16 protein-coding genes are annotated in these 16,305 nt (G+C 71.4%); 7 read left to right on the top strand and 9 right to left on the bottom strand.

Features of this window, described 5'->3' with window-relative positions; all coding sequences use genetic code 11:
• The first annotated feature begins 310 nt into the window (after nucleotides 1-310).
• The 3 genes from ACZ53N_RS05145 (at nucleotide 311) to ACZ53N_RS05135 (ending at nucleotide 1,972) form a co-directional block, all read left to right on the top strand.
• Nucleotides 311-739 (top strand): hypothetical protein, encoded by a 429-nt coding sequence (locus ACZ53N_RS05145; protein ID WP_469139598.1) that lies wholly within the window; start codon nucleotides 311-313, stop codon nucleotides 737-739.
• Entirely contained in the window at nucleotides 736-1,242 is a 507-nt protein-coding gene (locus ACZ53N_RS05140; RefSeq protein ID WP_469139817.1) for a thiol-disulfide oxidoreductase DCC family protein, read from the top strand. Before ACZ53N_RS05145 ends, ACZ53N_RS05140 begins: the two co-directional genes overlap by 4 nt.
• A gap of 79 nt (nucleotides 1,243-1,321) precedes the next feature.
• Nucleotides 1,322-1,972, top strand: a complete 651-nt coding sequence (locus ACZ53N_RS05135) for a TetR/AcrR family transcriptional regulator (RefSeq protein WP_469139816.1) — start codon at nucleotides 1,322-1,324, stop codon at nucleotides 1,970-1,972.
• Between the two features lie 28 nt (nucleotides 1,973-2,000).
• On the opposite strand, the gene ACZ53N_RS05130 is transcribed toward ACZ53N_RS05135, so the two are convergent.
• Nucleotides 2,001-2,789 (bottom strand): substrate-binding domain-containing protein, encoded by a 789-nt coding sequence (locus tag ACZ53N_RS05130; protein WP_469139597.1) that lies wholly within the window; start codon nucleotides 2,787-2,789, stop codon nucleotides 2,001-2,003.
• 79 nt (nucleotides 2,790-2,868) lie between these two features.
• Between ACZ53N_RS05130 and ACZ53N_RS05125 the strand changes: the two genes are divergently transcribed.
• Nucleotides 2,869-3,234 (top strand): PH domain-containing protein, encoded by a 366-nt coding sequence (locus tag ACZ53N_RS05125; protein WP_469139596.1) that lies wholly within the window; start codon nucleotides 2,869-2,871, stop codon nucleotides 3,232-3,234.
• 33 nt (nucleotides 3,235-3,267) lie between these two features.
• On the opposite strand, the gene dacB is transcribed toward ACZ53N_RS05125, so the two are convergent.
• Together dacB and ACZ53N_RS05115 are read right to left on the bottom strand one after the other, a co-directional pair.
• Nucleotides 3,268-4,884, bottom strand: a complete 1,617-nt coding sequence (gene dacB / locus ACZ53N_RS05120) for a D-alanyl-D-alanine carboxypeptidase/D-alanyl-D-alanine endopeptidase (RefSeq protein ID WP_469139595.1) — start codon at nucleotides 4,882-4,884, stop codon at nucleotides 3,268-3,270.
• Between the two features lie 214 nt (nucleotides 4,885-5,098).
• Complete coding sequence (locus tag ACZ53N_RS05115) at nucleotides 5,099-5,665, bottom strand: helix-turn-helix domain-containing protein (RefSeq protein WP_469139594.1); 567 nt, start codon at nucleotides 5,663-5,665, stop codon at nucleotides 5,099-5,101.
• A gap of 109 nt (nucleotides 5,666-5,774) precedes the next feature.
• Between ACZ53N_RS05115 and ACZ53N_RS05110 the strand changes: the two genes are divergently transcribed.
• Nucleotides 5,775-6,632 carry a class I SAM-dependent methyltransferase gene (locus tag ACZ53N_RS05110; protein WP_469139593.1) on the top strand — a complete coding sequence of 286 codons (858 nt, stop codon included), beginning with the start codon at nucleotides 5,775-5,777 and terminating at the stop codon, nucleotides 6,630-6,632.
• Between the two features lie 165 nt (nucleotides 6,633-6,797).
• Here ACZ53N_RS05110 and ACZ53N_RS05105 read toward each other — a convergent pair whose 3' ends face one another.
• The 6 genes from ACZ53N_RS05105 to ACZ53N_RS05080 all read right to left on the bottom strand — a co-directional run bounded on the left by ACZ53N_RS05105 (nucleotide 6,798) and on the right by ACZ53N_RS05080 (nucleotide 14,241).
• Nucleotides 6,798-8,645, bottom strand: coding sequence for a M6 family metalloprotease domain-containing protein (locus ACZ53N_RS05105; protein WP_469139592.1), 1,848 nt, complete (start codon nucleotides 8,643-8,645; stop codon nucleotides 6,798-6,800).
• Between the two features lie 500 nt (nucleotides 8,646-9,145).
• Nucleotides 9,146-9,454 (bottom strand): SCO5918 family protein, encoded by a 309-nt coding sequence (locus tag ACZ53N_RS05100; protein WP_356451308.1) that lies wholly within the window; start codon nucleotides 9,452-9,454, stop codon nucleotides 9,146-9,148.
• A 52-nt stretch (nucleotides 9,455-9,506) separates the two neighbouring features.
• Entirely contained in the window at nucleotides 9,507-11,054 is a 1,548-nt protein-coding gene (locus ACZ53N_RS05095; RefSeq protein ID WP_469139591.1) for a DEAD/DEAH box helicase, read from the bottom strand.
• A 319-nt stretch (nucleotides 11,055-11,373) separates the two neighbouring features.
• The gene (locus ACZ53N_RS05090; protein WP_018536328.1) at nucleotides 11,374-11,577 is read right to left on the bottom strand and encodes a cold-shock protein; all 204 of its coding nucleotides are present in this window, start codon (nucleotides 11,575-11,577) and stop codon (nucleotides 11,374-11,376) included.
• A gap of 394 nt (nucleotides 11,578-11,971) precedes the next feature.
• Entirely contained in the window at nucleotides 11,972-12,382 is a 411-nt protein-coding gene (locus ACZ53N_RS05085) for a MerR family transcriptional regulator (protein ID WP_469139590.1), read from the bottom strand.
• Nucleotides 12,383-12,738: 356 nt separating this feature from the next.
• Nucleotides 12,739-14,241: a SulP family inorganic anion transporter gene (locus ACZ53N_RS05080; RefSeq protein WP_469139589.1), complete on the bottom strand. Its 1,503-nt coding sequence runs from the start codon at nucleotides 14,239-14,241 to the stop codon at nucleotides 12,739-12,741.
• Between the two features lie 344 nt (nucleotides 14,242-14,585).
• Between ACZ53N_RS05080 and ACZ53N_RS05075 the strand changes: the two genes are divergently transcribed.
• On the top strand, nucleotides 14,586-14,999 hold the full coding sequence (locus ACZ53N_RS05075; protein ID WP_469139588.1) for a YciI family protein: 414 nt from the start codon (nucleotides 14,586-14,588) through the stop codon (nucleotides 14,997-14,999).
• Nucleotides 14,996-16,237, top strand: a complete 1,242-nt coding sequence (locus tag ACZ53N_RS05070; RefSeq protein ID WP_469139587.1) for an RNA polymerase sigma factor — start codon at nucleotides 14,996-14,998, stop codon at nucleotides 16,235-16,237. Before ACZ53N_RS05075 ends, ACZ53N_RS05070 begins: the two co-directional genes overlap by 4 nt.
• Nucleotides 16,238-16,305: the final 68 nt, after the last annotated feature.

The raw sequence follows: 16,305 nt of genomic DNA, 5'->3' as shown, positions 1-16,305 counted from the left end.
CGACGGGGTCGCGCCTCTCGAGCGCGGTGTCGAACTCCCGGCGCAGCCGAGCGCGGTGTCGAACTCCCGGCGCAGCGCGGCGAGGGCGGACTCGCCCCTGACCCGGTGACGGCGCGGGCCAGGGCGAGCGCCCCTTCCAGACGGCCGACCCCAACGCGTCGTCATCCGGCTCGCCGAATGGGCCACGACCGCCCCCACGCCTGAGGGCCCCACGCGCCCCACCCCTCCAGCGTCGCTTGAACGCGTTCAAAAACAGGTCTACAGTCAGCGACATCAGGGTTTTGAACACGTTCAAGAAGGGGTTGGGGATGTGGACCTCACAGTCGTCGCGTACGTCATCTATCTGCTGGGCAGCGTTGGGCTCACGGTCTGGGTGGCGCGCACGCTGAGCCGCAACGGGCGGGTCTTCCTCGCTGACGTGCTGCACGGAAACGAGAAGCTCGCCGATGCCGTCAACCACTTGCTGGTGGTCGGCTTCTACCTGGTGAACCTGGGGTTCATCGCGCTGTACCTCCAGGACGACACCACGATCGCCGATGCCCGGGGGGTGTTCGAAGCGCTGTCGCAGAAGCTCGGTGTCGTGCTGCTCGTGCTCGGCGTCATGCACCTCGGCAATGTGTACGCGCTCAACAAGTTCCGTCGCCGCGGGATCATGGAGCGGGAACAGAACCCGCCGGTCCAGCCGCACGCCTACATGGGCGGGTCGGGCCCCTGGGCGACGCCGCCCAGCGGGGTCTGAGCCCGGTGTGGAGTGCCGGCACCCGTGTCGACCGGGGCGCCCTGTGGGCCCCGGTCCGCCGCCTCACGGTGCTGTACGACGCGCGGTGCCCCCTCTGTGTCGTGGTGCGCGACTGGCTCGCGCGGCAGCCCAAGCTCGTGCCGCTCGACCTGGTGCCGGCCGACTCGGACGAGGCCAGGCACCGCTTTCCGCACCTCGACCACGCTTCCACCCTGGAGGAGATCACCGTGGTCGGTGACAGCGGACAGATCTACCGCGGGCCCGGCGCCTGGGTGGTGTGCCTGTGGGCGCTTGCCGACCACCGGCCGCTGTCACACAAATTCAGCACCCCGTCCGGCCTGCGCTTCGCGCGCGTCGCGCTGCTGGCCGCAGCCGAATACCGTGGGGCGCAGTGGCGGCGACAGCCCCGGACTACCGGGAACGGCCGGGTCCACGACCCGGCCGACGGGTGGGCCCATCTCGCACCGCCGGTCTGCGACAACGGCTGTGCCGTGCCCGATTAGGCTCTGACCCGTGCCAGCAGAGAACGAGCCCCGACCGGCCAAGAGCGAGCAGACCCGCGCCTTGATCCTGGAAACTGCGATGCGGCTCTTCCAGGAGCGGGGCTACGACAAGACCACGATGCGGGCCATCGCCAAGGAGGCCGGGGTCTCCGTCGGCAACGCGTACTACTACTTCGCCGGCAAGGAGCACCTGATCCAGGGCTTCTACGACCGGATCACCGCCGAGCACCAGGCGGCGGTCCGTGACGTGCTGGACCGGGAGACCGATCTGGAGGCACGGCTCGCCGGGGTGATGGGCGTGTGGCTGGACATCGCCGCGCCTTTCCACGAGTTCGCGGCCCAGTTCTTCAAGAACGCCGCCGACCCGGAGAGTCCCCTCAGCCCCTTCTCGCCCGAGTCCGAGCACGCGCGCGAGGCGGCCATCGACGTGTACCGCGAGGTGCTGGCCGGATCGAAGGCGAAAGTACCGGCCGAGCTCGCCGACGTGCTGCCCGAGTTGATGTGGCTGTCACAGATGGGGCTCGTCCTGTACTGGGTCTTCGACCGCTCCCCCGACCGGGAGCGCAGCCGCAAGCTGGCCGTCCGCGGGGCCCGGCTGACCACCCGCGGCGTGTCACTGGCCCGTTTCCGGGTGCTGCGGCCGCTCGTCCACGAGGTGCACGAGCTGTTCACGGACTTCCTTCCGGGGATGGCTCAGAGCGTCACCGCCCGGCAGAGGACGAAGGGGTAGCCCGGGCCCCGTCTTCCCCATCCCCGGGCTACGTGCCCTTCGCCGCCTTCAGGGCCGCCCGGGCGAAGGCCCGGACCGCGCTGGTGTTGTCCGCGGCCCGCCACACCAGGCCGTAGCCGATGGGCTCCGCGTCCGCGAACGGAACGTAGGCGACGCCGGGCCGGGCGTGGTAGGTGGCGGTGTGGGCCACCGACAGCAGGGCGCCCTTGCCGCCCGCGACGAGCATGAGCGCTTCCTGCATGTTGGTGACGGCAGGGCCGCGGGCGATCGGCCGGCCTCCGGGCGTGTGCGTCGGGACGTGCTGTTCCAGCCAGTAGTCCGGGACTTCACCGTCGACGGTCAGCAGCGGGACGGAGGCCAGGTCCTCGAGTGCCACCGCTGTCCGCGCGGACAGCGGGTGGCTCGCGGCGACCACGAGGACGCGCTCCTCGGTGAGTAGGGCGGGCCCCTCCCCCAGGTCGTGCTCGCGCACCGGGAACTCGGTGAGCTGCTCGTCGAACTCACCCTTGCGCAGCTGTCCGTACGGGTCCGACAGCGGCACTTCGCAGATCTCCACCGCCAGGCCGGGGTGGCTGGTGTGCAGCGCCTCCGCCGCCTTCATCACGATCTCTCCGGCCGGCGGGGTGGAGAAGCCGACGTGCAGCACCCCGTCGCGGGCGACGGCGGCCGCCATCGCGCGGTGGTGCGGTTCGAGGTCGTCGCGCAGTTGCCGGCCGAGGGCGCGGTCCCGGGCGGGCGGCCCAGCGGTCGCCGCCGGCTCCACCGCCGAGCACGCCGACCTGTCCGCGGCGCGCTGAACAGCGCTGCCGGACAGCACGCTTCGGCGCGGGAATCCCCCGCGCCAAAGCGCCCTATACAGTGTTGAGACAGTCGAGTTCGATAAGTGGGGGGCCGACATGGGTCTGTTCGGAAACGCGCACACCGTCGATCCGGTGTCGGCGCAGCAGGACTACGCGCGGCTGCTGGGGCACGGCGAGCAGGTGCACGCCGCCTACCTGCTGATTCGCGACACCATGCTCTTCACCGACCGTCGGCTCGTCCTCGTCGACAAGCAGGGGATCACCGGCAAGAAGGTGGAGTACCACTCCATCCCCTACCGGAGCATCTCGCACTTCGCGGTGGAGACCGCCGGTCACTTCGATCTCGACGCGGAGCTCAAGATCTGGCTCTCCGGCAATCCCGCCCCGATCCAGAAGACCTTCACCAAGGGCGTCGACATCTACGAGGTGCAGGCCATCCTGACGCAGTTCGTGGCGCGGTAGCCGGGCGGGCCGACCGCCCGGCCACCGGGCGGCTCAGCGCCGCCTCGCCGCGTTCCGCTGGAGGTACGCGGCGATGTCGGCCATGTCGTTCAGGATGCCCAACAGGCCCTGGACGTCGCGTGCCGAGGCCCCGTTCGCCCCGACGAAGAACACGTCGTAGTGCCCCGGGCGCGTCTCGAGATAACCGGCAAGGGTGTCCCCGCCCACGGCCACGCGGTTGTTCAGTGCGTCGGCGCCCGCGAAGGTGCCCGGCTTGGCGAAGACCTTGCCCCGGGCGGGGCAGCGCCGGCAGTTGTCCGCGAGGGATCCGTCGACGCCCAGGACGGGCAGTGCCTCGCGGAAGCGCCTCGCCTGGGACGTGTGCTGCCAGTACGTCAGGATCTGCGTCAGGGCGCGGGGCGTGGCGCGGTCGTTGGGGTTGCCGCCCCGGCCGTCGGCCAGTTGCACCGCCTTGCGGTCCACGTGGGCGCGGTCCAGGAACTTCGCGAGCACGGGGAATCCGTCCTGGCAGTCGGTGCTTCCCGCGTGGACGGCCATCAGACAGATCCCGAGGTTCGCCCCGAGGTTGTGGCTGACCTTGAAGATGAGCCTGGCGTACTGCGCGAAGGGTGGGGAGGTGTACCGGGCCACCTTGGGCGCGCCCCGGTAGGAGTGCGGCAGTCTGCCCGTCGGGTTGGGCGCGACGGTCTTCGCACGGACCTGGACCCCGGCCCGTTCCAGTGCCTGGATCAGGGCGGTGCGGCCGAAGGCGTTCGGGTCCTTGACGTCCGACACCCGCAGGACCGGGGCGGAGCGGGCGGCGATGGTGCCGGACAGCCGGATGCGGGTGCCGTCGGCGGAGGTCCGCACCTTGATGTTGGTGGGTTTACCCGCTGCCACCGTCCTAACGGTGGACGTCACACGGTAGGGCGCGACCTTCGGACGCCAGTCGAGACGGGCGGGCTGACCGGCGCGGCGGCCCGGAGTGGTCAGCAGATCGATGACGTTGTCATTGACGATCAGCGGTGTGGGGGTCGGGTCGAGCGTGGCGTCGGGGCGGAATCGCCGGGGGTCGACGACCACGTCGCCGTCGACGTGCCGGATGCCCGAGGCGCGCACCTGGCGGGCCAGCCGGTTGATGCCGGCCAGCGGGTTCTGCGGGGTGAGCGTCGCGCCGGGAACGTCGTTGGCGTAGGTGTGGTCGATGTCGGTGTAGGCGACGCTGCCGTTCGCGCGCGTCCTGCCGCCGAGGGTCAGATCGCCCTGGGCGACCAGGTCCAGGTCACCCTTGAGGGTCGAGCCCCGGCGCTTTCCGACGGCGTGCACCGGTGTGACGAAGCGGTGATTGCTGCCGAGGGTGCTCCAGGCGCCACTGACGCTGAAGAGTTTGGCGGCGGAGCCGGGGATGAAGAACTGGTCGGCGTTGCGGGAGTGCGTCACCTCGCCGCTCTCCGGGTCCTGCTGGAAGAGCCCCCACCGGGCGTGCCGGTACGAGGGCTTGTCCATGATCGAGGCGATGCGGGGGTCGAGGTCGTGGTGCTGACCCGACGGAGCCGACGGGGCGGGCGTCGCCTGGGCGAGGCCGGTCGCGGTGATACTGCCGGCCAGCAGGAGGCTCAGGGCGCTGAGGACGCGCCGTCGGCTCCGGCGTCGCGTGGCGGCTGGTGACATACGGACTCCACCGGTGGTGTGCGGATGCGCGAGGGCCCGAATTGGGCGCTTTGAGGGTATTGCTCGCGATCACCGGCGGGGCGCGGCGCGGCGGCTGTATCCCCCGGACGCCCCAACTCCCCGGCCGTACGCTCCAACTCCACGGCAGCACCGCCGACAACACCGGGGCCCGGTGCAGCGACGATCGGGGGCCCGGTGCGGCCAAGGCCGGGCGTCAGGCGCCGTGCGGCTTCGCGCGGACGTGCATCCGTTCGCCCTGCGGTCCGAACAGGCTGATGACCTCCACCGGCGCCTCCCCGGTGCTCCCGAACCAGTGCGGCAGCCGGGTGTCGAACTCCGCGACCTCCCCCGCCGTGAGCACGGTGTCGTGCTCGGCGAGCACCAGCCGCAGCTTCCCGCTCAGCACGTAGAGCCATTCGTACCCCTCGTGCGTGCGCGGCTCGGGCGTGCTGCGGGCGGCGGCGATGACCATCTTGAACGCCTGGAGTCCGCCGGGCTGACGGGTCAGCGGCACCACCGTCGAGTCGCCGCGTCGGATCGGCTTCAGCCGCACGCGCGGGTCGCCGACGGGCGGCGCGCCGACCAGCTCGTCCAGCGGCACCTGGTGGGCGTGCGCGATCGGCAGCAGCAGCTCCAGGCTCGGCTTCCGCTGCCCGGACTCCAGCCGGGACAGCGTGCTGACGGAGATGCCGGTGGACTGCGACAGCGCCGCGAGGGTGCAGTTGCGCTGCCGGCGGATGTGTTTGAGCCGCGCTCCAACGGCGGCGAGCACCTCTTCCATTCCCCTATTGCAGGAATGGCAACAAGGTTTGTCAATCGCGCGGGGCGGGGCGCAAAGTCGGCGCCAGAGGCGGTCGACGTGATCGAGAAGAGCTGAGGGAGTACGCGCGATGAGCGACAAGGGCAGCTGCAAGGACAGCCACAAGGACTTCGACTGGGCCACGATGGCCGATCTGCTGGAACTCGAGGGTGAGACCCACAGCCCCTACGTGCGCCAGGCCCTGGAGGAGCTGGGGGACCTCGCGCCACGGCGGATCCTGGACATCGGCAGCGGCCCCGGGGTCGCTGCCTGCCGGATGGCCGCACGGTTCCCGCAGGCCGAGGTCACCGCCGTGGACGGGTCGCCGGAGCTGCTGGCCCGCGCCGTGGAACGGGCCGAGCGGCTCGGTGTCCGGCTGCGGACGCGGGTGGCCGAGTTCCCGGCGGGGCTCGCCGACGTGGGCACGGCGGATCTGGTCTGGTCGGGGCAGGTCGTGCATCATGTCGGTGACCAGCAGGGCGCGCTGGACCGACTGGCCGGGCTCCTTGAGCCCGGTGGTGTGCTGGCCATCGTCGAGGGCGGCCTGCCGGCCCGACAGCTCCCCCGCGACCTGGGCTTCGGCCGTCCCGGGCTGCAGTCCCGGCTGGACGTGAAGATGGCGGAACGGTTCAACCGGATGCGCGACGAGCTGCCCGGGTCGGTGGCGGTGGTCGAGGACTGGCCCGGCATGCTGCGGGCCGCCGGGCTCACCGGGGTCCGCAGCCGGACGTTCCTCGTGGACCATCCCGCGCCGCTGGCCGACGGGCCGCGACAGTCGGTGCGGACCACGCTGGAGCGGCAGCGCAAGGTGCTCGACGAGCTCTTGGACGCGGAGGATCTGGCGACGCTGGACCGGCTGCTCGACCCGGCCGATCCGGCGGGTGTCGACCGCCGCCAGGATCTGTTCCTGCTGACCGCGAAGACCGTGCATTTCGGATGGCGGCCTTGAGCCCTGTCCGACGGGTCTTCGGCTGCGGGCCGTCGTTGCGGCCTGCGGCGGCGGGCGCCCTGCGGGCGCGTCCTCAAGCGCCGGACGGGCTGAGAAGCCCGTCCGGCGCTTGACGACACAGCACAGCAGCCCGCCCGGCGACCCCGAGAGCGAGAAGCCCCCGTCTCACCTCCCCCGCTTCGCCACCGTGCAGGTGGCCGTGGCCGTCTTGCGGGGGTCGCTCTCCGAACGGGCGGTGAGGACGACCTTGCCGTTCCGTTCGGCACCCGGCTTCGCGGTCACGGCGACGCCGACGGGGACCGTGGTTCCGGACGCGGCGGTGGTGAGCCGGTTCGGGAGCCAGGCCGCCCAGCCGCGTCCGGAGGCCGTGGCCGACAGCCGGTAGACATCGGAGGACAGCCGGGGGTCGGCGGAGCTGGCGCGCCCGGTGTTGCCGAGGTCGAACGTGCACATGGCTCGGCCGTTCGTGGGATCGCCCTTCACCGTGCCCCGGCCGAGGGCGAGCCCTCGCGTCTGCGGCCCCGCGCCGTCCAGGGACCTCACGCCGACGTCGTAGGAGAGCACTCCGGAGGCGTCGCGCCGCACGTCGAGGATGTAGAAGTGCAGCCGGTTGGCCTCGTCGACGTACTCGTAGGAGCTGCCGGAGTCGGCCCCCGCGTGGAAGAGCGCGTCGCTGAGCTGCCGGTAGTCGCCCATGGTGATCTTCTGCGGGGTGCCGTCGGGGCGCTTGAAGTCCACCAGGTCGATGTCCTCCGGATGCGCGTCGACCGCCCAGACGAACGGGGCCCGGTCCGCGTTCTTGGTCTTGCTCAGCAGCACCCCGCTGTCGGGTGTGAAGGAGTCCATGCCCATGCGGTCGACGACTTCGACGGTGTAGTTCTCGTAGCCGCCGCCGTCGCACAGCGGATCGGTGGCCCGGTCGCACGTCGGGGAGAGATCGCGGCGCATGGTGATGTTGACGCCGGTGAGCCCCTTCTCGCCGGGCGGCGCGGACCGGGCGGTGACACGGGCGACGACGAGCCCGGAGTTCTTCAGGGCGTCGCGGTCGAGACGCAGGACGTTCTTCTCGTCGACGATGCCGAGTTTGAGCTTGTCGCGCAGGACGTGCTGGGCGCCCATCGAGCCGCCGGCCGCGGCGGGCACCTGCCAGCGGGTGTGCGGGCCGCCGGGGCCGTTGAACGAACCTCGCGAGAGCATGCCCCAGATGCCGGTGTAGGAACGGCTCAAGGGCTGGCCGTAGGGGTTGTTGTAGTTGTCCCCGATGCCCAGGATGTGGCTGAGTTCATGGGCGAACGTGGCCATGCCGGAGCTCTCGGCCTGGGTGGACGAGCCGTTCGCCGCGTTGGGCCAGATGCGGGCGGCCGCCTGCCAGGACGTCCACGGCACGTAGCGGGTCCTGGCCGCGTTCCCGCCGCCGGGGATGGGGGACGGCGGCCCCCAGGCGGCCGGCACGTCCTGCGGGGACGCGAACTTCATCTGGCCGAACTCCTGCCAGGCGGAAGACTCGTCGACCCCGGCGGTGAGGTAGAAGACGAAGTCGAAGTCGTCGACGCGGTCGGCGCCCACGTCGGCGGTCCAGGTGCGCTTGCCGTCGGCGCGGATGTCCTTGCCGCAGGTGTCCCCGACCGGGCAGGCGCCGGGGTTCATCCCGGGCTCGATGCCGTACTGGTAGGACTTCCACGGCATGCGGTACACGCCGAAGGCGGTCAGGTCGACGCCGACGCGGCCGCCGGAGTCCTCCATCCAGTACTCGTTGATGGTGTGACCGTGGTTGAGCGTGCCCGGCTTGTTCAGGAAGTCCTGGTAGAACCGGGGCACTTGCGCGCGGGGGATGTTGGAGGCGGCGGGCAGCGGGTTGCCGAAGATGCCGGACCCGGGTGGCCTGCTGACCGAGAACTCCTCATCGGGGTAGTCCAGGAGCACCAGGGCGCCTTTGAACGTGCGCTGCGTGGGCTTGACGTCGGGGTCGGCCCAGTCGGTGCCGGGGACCGGGCGGTATTCGGCCCAGGTCATGTCGTCGGGATTGCGCCAGCGCTGCGGGTCGATCGGCTGGACGAGGGGCGCTCGCGGCCGGGGGCCGGTGTCGGGTATCGCCCGTGCGGGTCCGGCGGCGACGACGGCCAGAACACCGAGGAGCAGGGCAAGAACGCTCAGGATGCGTAACCGACTTGACCGACGTGCGCGTCTGCGGCGGAGGAACAAGACTCACCTCTTGTCTGAAGTCACCGGTCATCAGTCATCGGACGAGGAGATGGCAAGCCGTTCGATGGGGGTGCCCCACCGCGGACAAGGTAGAGCTGAGGGAGACGTGACGCCAGGGTGCCCGCGTGACGTTTGTGAGAACGGTGGAGGGCCCCGGCCGGTGGAATCGGCCGGGGCCCTCACGGCACTGTCGGTGCCGGACATGCCGCTGCCCGGGGGCGGCGTGCCGCTTCCCCGGGCTGCGAACTCGCGGAGTACTCCGCGAGTTCGTCTTCACCCCGTGCGAGCCGGGGCGGTGGTGAGTCCGGCCGTCAGACGACCGGCGGCGCTCCGAGCAGGGCCGACGCCGTCTCGAACGGGGTCGGGGCGACGGCGGGCACCGGCGCGGGGACGTCGTGGCAGGTGAAGCCCAGACGGGTCAGCGCCCGGGTCACCTCACCGGCGGTGAAGTCGCGCCGGTCCTGCCGGGTGATCACTTCCCCCACCTGCTTGACGGGGTAGGTGCGGCGGCCGATGGTCACGGACGGGCCCGTGACGGGTTCGGGCTTGACGCCCTTCATCGAATGCTCGACCTCACTCTTGACCAGGTCGAAGGGGAAGCGGGCGATGACGCAGCGCATAGTGCCTCAACAGGGTGGGAGGGAAGACCGGTAGCGGATGCGGACCGGGGGATCAGGCGGCGTTACGGGGCGGGGTGCGGCGCTGGGCGGCGCCGCCGGACCGCTCCCGCGTGGAGGCGGAGGCGGCGGAGCGGCGCGCCTGCGCCGGTCGGCTGCGCTGGCCGCGCGCCGAGGAGCCGCGCTTGGGGCGCTCGGCCACCGGCGCGGAGATGGTGACGGGGACACCCGAGGGCGCCTGGGCACCGGTGATGCGGGTCAGTTCGGCCTCGCCCGAGCGGACCTGGGCGATGTGCGGGGTGATGCCGGCATCAGCCATGAGGCGGGTCATGTCGCGGCGCTGGTTGGGCAGCACGAGGGTGACGACGCTGCCGGACTCACCGGCACGGGCAGTGCGCCCGCCACGGTGGAGGTAGTCCTTGTGGTCGCTGGGCGGGTCGACGTTGACGACCAGGTCGAGGTTGTCGACGTGAATGCCGCGGGCGGCGACGTTGGTGGCCACGAGCGCCGTGACGTGCCCGGTCTTGAACTGGGCGAGCGTCCGCGTCCGCTGGGGCTGCGACTTCCCCCCGTGCAGCGCCGCCGCCCGCACCCCGGAGTTGAGGAGGTGGGTGGTGAGCTGGTCCACGGCGTGCTTGGTGTCGAGGAACATGATCACCCGCCCGTCGCGGGCTGCGATCTCCGTGGTCGTGGCGTACTTGTCCGCGCCGTGCACGTGCAGCACGTGGTGCTCCATCGTCGTGACCGCTCCGGCGGAGGGGTCGACGGAGTGCACGACCGGGTCGTGGAGGTAGCGGCGGACCAGCAGGTCGACGTTGCGGTCCAGGGTCGCGGAGAACAGCATGCGCTGTCCGTCGGGGCGGACCTGGTCGAGGAGCTCGGTGACCTGGGGCATGAAGCCCATGTCGGCCATCTGGTCGGCCTCGTCCAGGACGGTGATGTTCACCCGGTCCAGACGGCAGTCGCCGCGCTCGATGAGGTCCTTGAGCCGCCCCGGGGTGGCCACGACGACCTCACTGCCACCGCGCAGCGCGCTGGCCTGCCGACCGATCGACATCCCACCGACCACAGTGGCGAGGCGCAGCTTCAAGGCGCGGGCGTACGGCGTCAGCGCGTCGGTGACCTGCTGGGCAAGCTCACGGGTGGGAACGAGCACCAGGGCGAGGGGCTGCCTCGGCTCGGCGCGCAGTCCGGCGGTACGGGCCAGCAGCGCCAGCCCGAAGGCGAGGGTCTTGCCGGAACCGGTACGGCCACGGCCCAGCACATCCCGGCCCGCCAACGAGTTCGGCAACGTCGCACCCTGAATCGGGAACGGAACGGTGACGCCGAGGCCGGTGAGGGTCGTCAGCAGCTCGGCGGGCAGGCCGAGCTCGGCGAACGCCTCGACGGGGGGCAGCGCCGGGGTGATGGTCACCGGCAGGGCGAACTCTCCCTGCCGCGCGGCGGGCCGACGCCCGTAGCCACCGGAGCGGCCGGCGGACTGGGAGCGGCCCTGGCCGCCCGACCGGCCCTGGGCCTGCTCACGGAAACCGCGGCCGGAGCCTGCGGAGCCGCCCTTGCCGGAGCGGGCGTAACGGTCGTTCGAACGGGCTGTGCGGTTCAAGTGGAACCTTCCTCGATACGGCACGTATCGAGGAATTCCCGGCGGCCTGCGATGAGCCGCTCAGAGATCGCAAGAACGAACCGAAGAAAAGACGAAATCGAAGCCGGTCGCCTCGATCAGGACCGGCGTATGCCCGGCTGTGCGCCGTACGGCGAAGCCATGGGCGGTCTGTGCGGCCGGAGTCACGGGCGGTTTGTCCGCCATGATCCGGGAAAAGGGGATTGCCCGTGCGGCGCACCGCGGGCGGACCCCCGAAAAAGCAACGAGCTGGGGCCCGCACCCAAGGTGCGGGCCCCAGCTACGTCATGCGTCAGCGCGATTAGGCGGGGACGATGTTCTCCGCCTGCGGGCCCTTCTGGCCCTGCGTGACGTCGAAGTTCACCTTCTGGCCCTCCTGGAGCTCGCGGAAGCCCTGGGTGGCGATGTTCGAGTAGTGGGCGAACACGTCCGGGCCGCCACCCTCCTGCTCGATGAAGCCGAAGCCCTTTTCCGCGTTGAACCACTTCACGGTGCCAGTAGCCATGTCATATCTCCTTCGGGGCATTGCCCGAGATCCGCACTGTGCGGGCCTCGCGAGATCCGCACTGTGCGGGCCTCGCGTCGCTGTGATGATCGCCCCGGCCGGAAAGCACCGGAAATACGAAAGAGCACTCTCCGGCATGGAATGCCGAGAAGCGCACTTGAAGTCCTTGGGTAACCACAACTGCAACTGGAATCCAGAGTAGCACGGCGCGAGCGGCCGGGCACGGGAAGTAATTTCACTCCGCCCGCTGCGCCATAAATCCTTACCGCGCATTGCACTGATTTCTATGGCTGCGGCAATAGATATTCGGCGTCCCGGCCGTTCGCGCGATGCGCGCGTCGGGCGTCCCGCGCTGCGGTGTCCCGCGCCGCGGGCCCCGCGTCGGACGTCCGCGTCAGCCGCCCTCGGGCTTCTCCGGTGCGTCGTGCGCCGGTTCTCCGTGGGCCGGTTCGTCGCGGCCCGAGCCGCCGCGGCCCGGGGCGTCGGGGCCGGTCCGGCGCAGCTTCTCGTTGATCCGGAGGGCCTCCTCCAGCTGATCTTCGAGGATCACGATGCGGCAGGCGGCCTCGATCGGGGTGCCGCTGTCGACGAGCTCCCGGGCCCGGGCGGCGACGCGCAGCTGGTAGCGGGAGTAGCGGCGGTGGCCGCCCTCGGAGCGCAGGGGGGTGATCAGCCCGACCTCCCCGATGGCCCGGAGGAAGCCGGGTGTGGCCCCGATCATCTCCGCGGCACGCCCCATCGTGTAGGCGGGGTAGTCGTCGTCGTCGAGTCGATCGGTGGCGGACGGTTGATTCTCTGGGGGCATTCGCACCTTTTCTGGGACGCGCCGAAGCCCCCGGCGCTGTGCGGCGCCGGGATCCCGAGGCGTTTTTGAGCACCACCCGTCGGCAGTGTGCGCCGAATTCCACCGTTTTGTGTCGACCCAGGAGGGCGGCGTACGTCCCGCCTCCGACGCTTCACTACCGGTGCCGGTGGTGCTCACACCGGTTACGGGAAAAAGCCTAGCCCCGCGCAAACTCCATGTCTACCGTCACCATGACAGGTTTTCACGCTCCCCCGGGAGAATTTCTATTGAATTGCCCTGACCATTGGGCCGGGCAAGCGCGAGCGGCCCCGCCGCGCCACTCGTCAGCCGGTCATCGGACGGCCTTCAGCCGGCCCTCAGCCGGTCGCGGCGAGCTCTCCGCTGAGCGTGCCGTGGAGCCTGGCGCTGTGTTCGTCGAGCCCTGTGATCTCCACGGTCTTGCCACGCTGCGCGTACTTGGCGGTGACCACGTCCAGTGCGGCCACGGAGGAGGCGTCCCATATGCGGGCGCCGGTGAGATCGATGACGACCTCGTCCGGGTCGCCGGCGTAGTCGAAGCGAGCGGCCAGGTCGTTCGCGGAGGCGAAGAACAGCGCCCCGGTCACCGCGTAGACCACGCGGCCACCGTCGGGGTCGGTGACCGAGGTGACGTCCGCGACGTGGGCGACGCGCTTGGCGAAGATGACCATGGCGGTGATCGTGCCGACGACCACACCGACGGCGAGGTTGTGGGTGGCGACCACACAGCCGACGGTGATCACCATGACGGCGATCTCCCCGGCGGGCATCCGCCGCAGGGTCCGCGGCGCGATGGAGTGCCAGTCGAACGCGGCGACCGACACCATGATCATGACGGCGACGAGAGCGGCCATGGGGATGTCGGAGACGACCGGGCCGAAGACAACGCACAGCACCAGCAGGAACGCGCCCGCCAGAAACGTCGACAGCCGGGTGCGGGCACCGGACACCCGTACGTTGATCATGGTCTGGCCGATCACCGCGCAGCCGCCCATGCCGCCGAGCAGACCGGTGACGATGTTGGCGATGCCCTGCCCGATCGACTCCCGCTTCTTGTCGGAGGGGGTGTCGGTGATGTCGTCGACCAGCTTCGCGGTCAGCAGCGACTCCATCAGCCCGACCAGTGCCATCGCCAGCGCGTAGGGGGCAACGGTCGTGAGCGTCTGAAGCGTGAACGGCACGTCGGGCAGCCCCGGCACCGGCAGCGCGGAGGGCAGCTCACCCCGGTCGCCCACGGTCGGCACCGCGATCCCGGCGGCCACCGTGACGACGGTGAGAATGACGACGGACACCAGCGGCGCGGGCACCGCCCGGGTGATCCTCGGGAAGCACACCATCAGCGCGATACCGGCGACGACCAGCGGATAGACGGCCCACGGCACGTCCCGCAGCTCGGGCACCTGGGCCAGGAAGACCAGGATCGCGAGGGCGTTGACGAAGCCGACCATCACGCTGCGCGGCACGAACCGCATCAGCTTCGCGACACCGAGCGCGCCGAGCGCGATCTGGAAGACACCGGCGAGGACGACACAGGCGATCAGGTACCCGAGGCCGTGCTCGCGGTTCAGCGGGGCGATGACCAGGGCGACGGCCCCGGTCGCCGCCGAGATCATCGCGGGTCGCCCGCCGACCACCGCGGTCGTGACGGCCATGGTGAACGAGGCGAACAGTCCCACACTTGGATCGACCCCGGCGATGACCGAGAACGAGATCGCCTCGGGGATCAGCGCCAGCGCGACCACGAGACCGGCCAGGACCTCGGTACGCAGCAGCTTCGGGGACAACCGGGGCGGGCGGACTGCGCGCAGCCGGGCGACCGGGGACAGTGCGGGAGAGGGCAACGGAGGAGAAACCTGTCGTGCTCGGGCGCACCCCGTCGGCGGGGCCGGGGCGGGCGAGGGGAAAACGTGCGGCACCCGGCGCGTGGGCCGGACGGAAGGCGCCCGGGCAAGGACCGGCGGGCGGCCTTCGGCGCCCGTCAACTCTACCTACGAGCCCCACGGAGCCCCCCGAACCGAGGCGTGAACGGTCGGCCCCCTGCGTACCGCGCGGTAGTCCCGGAGAGTGATTCCGGGGAAATTTTCCGCGAGGTGTCGAGCGAGGTGTCGAGAACGCGTCGTCGGCCGCGACGTCCCCTGTGAGAGTCGCCCGTACGAGGTGACGAGGCAGCCGAGGGAGCGAAGTCATGAAGTACCTGGTGATGGTGCAGGGAACCCAGGCCGAATACGAGGCGATGCGTGGCAAGGGTTCCGCGCACAGCCCGGCCTGGAGCGAGAAGGAGGTGCAGACGATGTTCGCCTTCATGGGGCAGCTCAACGACGAGCTCGCCGAATCCGGTGAGCTCGTGGACGCCCAGGGCCTGGTCGAGCCGGCCCGGACGCGCCTCGTGACCGCGGGCGAGGACGGCCGCCCGGTGATCTCCGACGGCCCCTACGGCGAGACCAAGGAACTCCTCGCGGGGTTCTGGGTGCTCGACTGCGCGAGCCTGGAGCGGGTCACCGAGATCGCCGCGCGCGTCACCCAGTGCCCGGCCCCGGCGGGCGCCCCCGTGCACCCGGTCGTGATCCGTCCCATCGACGAAAGCGGTTGCCAGGTGTGACCGATGCGACCGAGGTCGAGGACCTGCTGCGCCTGCACGCGCCGCAGGTCCTCGGCGCGGTGGTGCGCCGCTACGGACACTTCGGGCCGGCCGAGGACGCCGTACAGGAGGCGCTGCTCGCCGCCGCGCGACAGTGGCCGGAGACCGGCCCGCCGGACAACCCGCGCGGCTGGCTGATCAGGGTCGCCTCCCGGCGCCTCATGGACGCGCTGCGCGCCGAGGAGGCCCGGCGCAGACGCGAGGAGAGCGCCGCGGCGCTCATGCCCCGGGACGCCTTCACCGCCCCGCCGCCCGGGGAGAGCCGCGCCCCGTCCGAGGACGACACGCTCACCCTGCTGTTCCTGTGCTGCCACCCCGCGCTCTCCCCGGCCGCGCAGATCGCCCTGACACTGCGCGCCGTCGGCGGCCTGACCACGGCCGAGATCGCCCGCGCGCTGCTGGTGCCGGAGGCGACGACGGCGCAGAGGATCAGCAGGGCGAAGCAGAAGATCAAGGGCCAGCCCTTCCGGCAGCCGGGCCCCGAGGACCGCGACGGGCGCCTCGCCGCCGTGCTCCAGGTCCTCTACCTGATCTTCAACGAGGGCTATACGGCGACCTCCGGCCCCGCGCTGCACCGCGCGGACCTCGCCCGCGAGGCGATCCGGCTGACCCGGGCCGTACGCCGGCTGCTGCCCCGGGAGGGCGCGGTGACCGGCCTGCTGGCGCTCATGCTGCTCACCGACGCCCGCAGCCGGGCCCGCACCGGCCCGCACGGCGAGCTGATCCCGCTCGACGAGCAGGACCGCACCCGCTGGGACCGCCGCGCCATCGCCGAAGGCACGGCCCTGGTGGAGGAGGCCCTGGCCCAGGGCCCCGCGGGCGCCTATCAGCTGCAGGCGGCGATCGCGGCCCTGCACGACGAGGCGGCGCGCGCCGAGGACACCGACTGGCCGCAGATCCTCGCCCTCTACGACGTCCTCGTGCGCCGCGCACCCGAGCCCATGGCCGAACTCGGCAGGGCCGTGGCCGTCGCCATGGTCCACGGCCCGAGCGCCGGGCTCGCCGAGGTGGACGCCCTGGCGGGCCGCTTGGCGGGCCACCACCGGCTCGACGCCGTACGCGCCCACCTGCTGGAGAAGGCGGGGGACGCCGAAGGCGCCAGGGCCGCGTACCGACGGGCGGCCCGGCACACCCTCAGCGTCCCCGAGACCCGCTACCTCCGGGCCCGCGCGGCCCGGCTGACGCCCCCGCCGCCGTGAGCCGGCGTGAGCCTGACCGCCGGAACGGGCGCCCGGAGGGGACCTTGCCGGGCGCCCGCCGCGCCGCG

It is taken from the genome of Streptomyces sp. NPDC033229 (assembly GCF_055576875.1).
The sequence above is the reverse complement of the archived record's forward strand: the minus strand, read 5'-3'. Positions and strand labels throughout refer to the sequence as shown.

Excerpts from the sequence above, each read along its gene's own strand:
- ACZ53N_RS05135 (WP_469139816.1), top strand. The coding sequence starts at position 1,322 with ATGCGGCTCTTCCAGGAGCGGGGCTACGACAAGACCACGATGCGGGCC.
- ACZ53N_RS05125 (WP_469139596.1), top strand. The coding sequence starts at position 2,869 with ATGGGTCTGTTCGGAAACGCGCACACCGTCGATCCGGTGTCGGCGCAG.
- dacB (WP_469139595.1), bottom strand. The coding sequence starts at position 4,884 with ATGTCACCAGCCGCCACGCGACGCCGGAGCCGACGGCGCGTCCTCAGC.
- ACZ53N_RS05115 (WP_469139594.1), bottom strand. The coding sequence starts at position 5,665 with ATGGAAGAGGTGCTCGCCGCCGTTGGAGCGCGGCTCAAACACATCCGC.
- ACZ53N_RS05110 (WP_469139593.1), top strand. The coding sequence starts at position 5,775 with ATGAGCGACAAGGGCAGCTGCAAGGACAGCCACAAGGACTTCGACTGG.
- ACZ53N_RS05105 (WP_469139592.1), bottom strand. The coding sequence starts at position 8,645 with ATGACCTGGGCCGAATACCGCCCGGTCCCCGGCACCGACTGGGCCGAC.
- ACZ53N_RS05100 (WP_356451308.1), bottom strand. The coding sequence starts at position 9,454 with ATGCGCTGCGTCATCGCCCGCTTCCCCTTCGACCTGGTCAAGAGTGAG.
- ACZ53N_RS05090 (WP_018536328.1), bottom strand. The coding sequence starts at position 11,577 with ATGGCTACTGGCACCGTGAAGTGGTTCAACGCGGAAAAGGGCTTCGGC.
- ACZ53N_RS05085 (WP_469139590.1), bottom strand. The coding sequence starts at position 12,382 with ATGCCCCCAGAGAATCAACCGTCCGCCACCGATCGACTCGACGACGAC.
- ACZ53N_RS05075 (WP_469139588.1), top strand. The coding sequence starts at position 14,586 with ATGAAGTACCTGGTGATGGTGCAGGGAACCCAGGCCGAATACGAGGCG.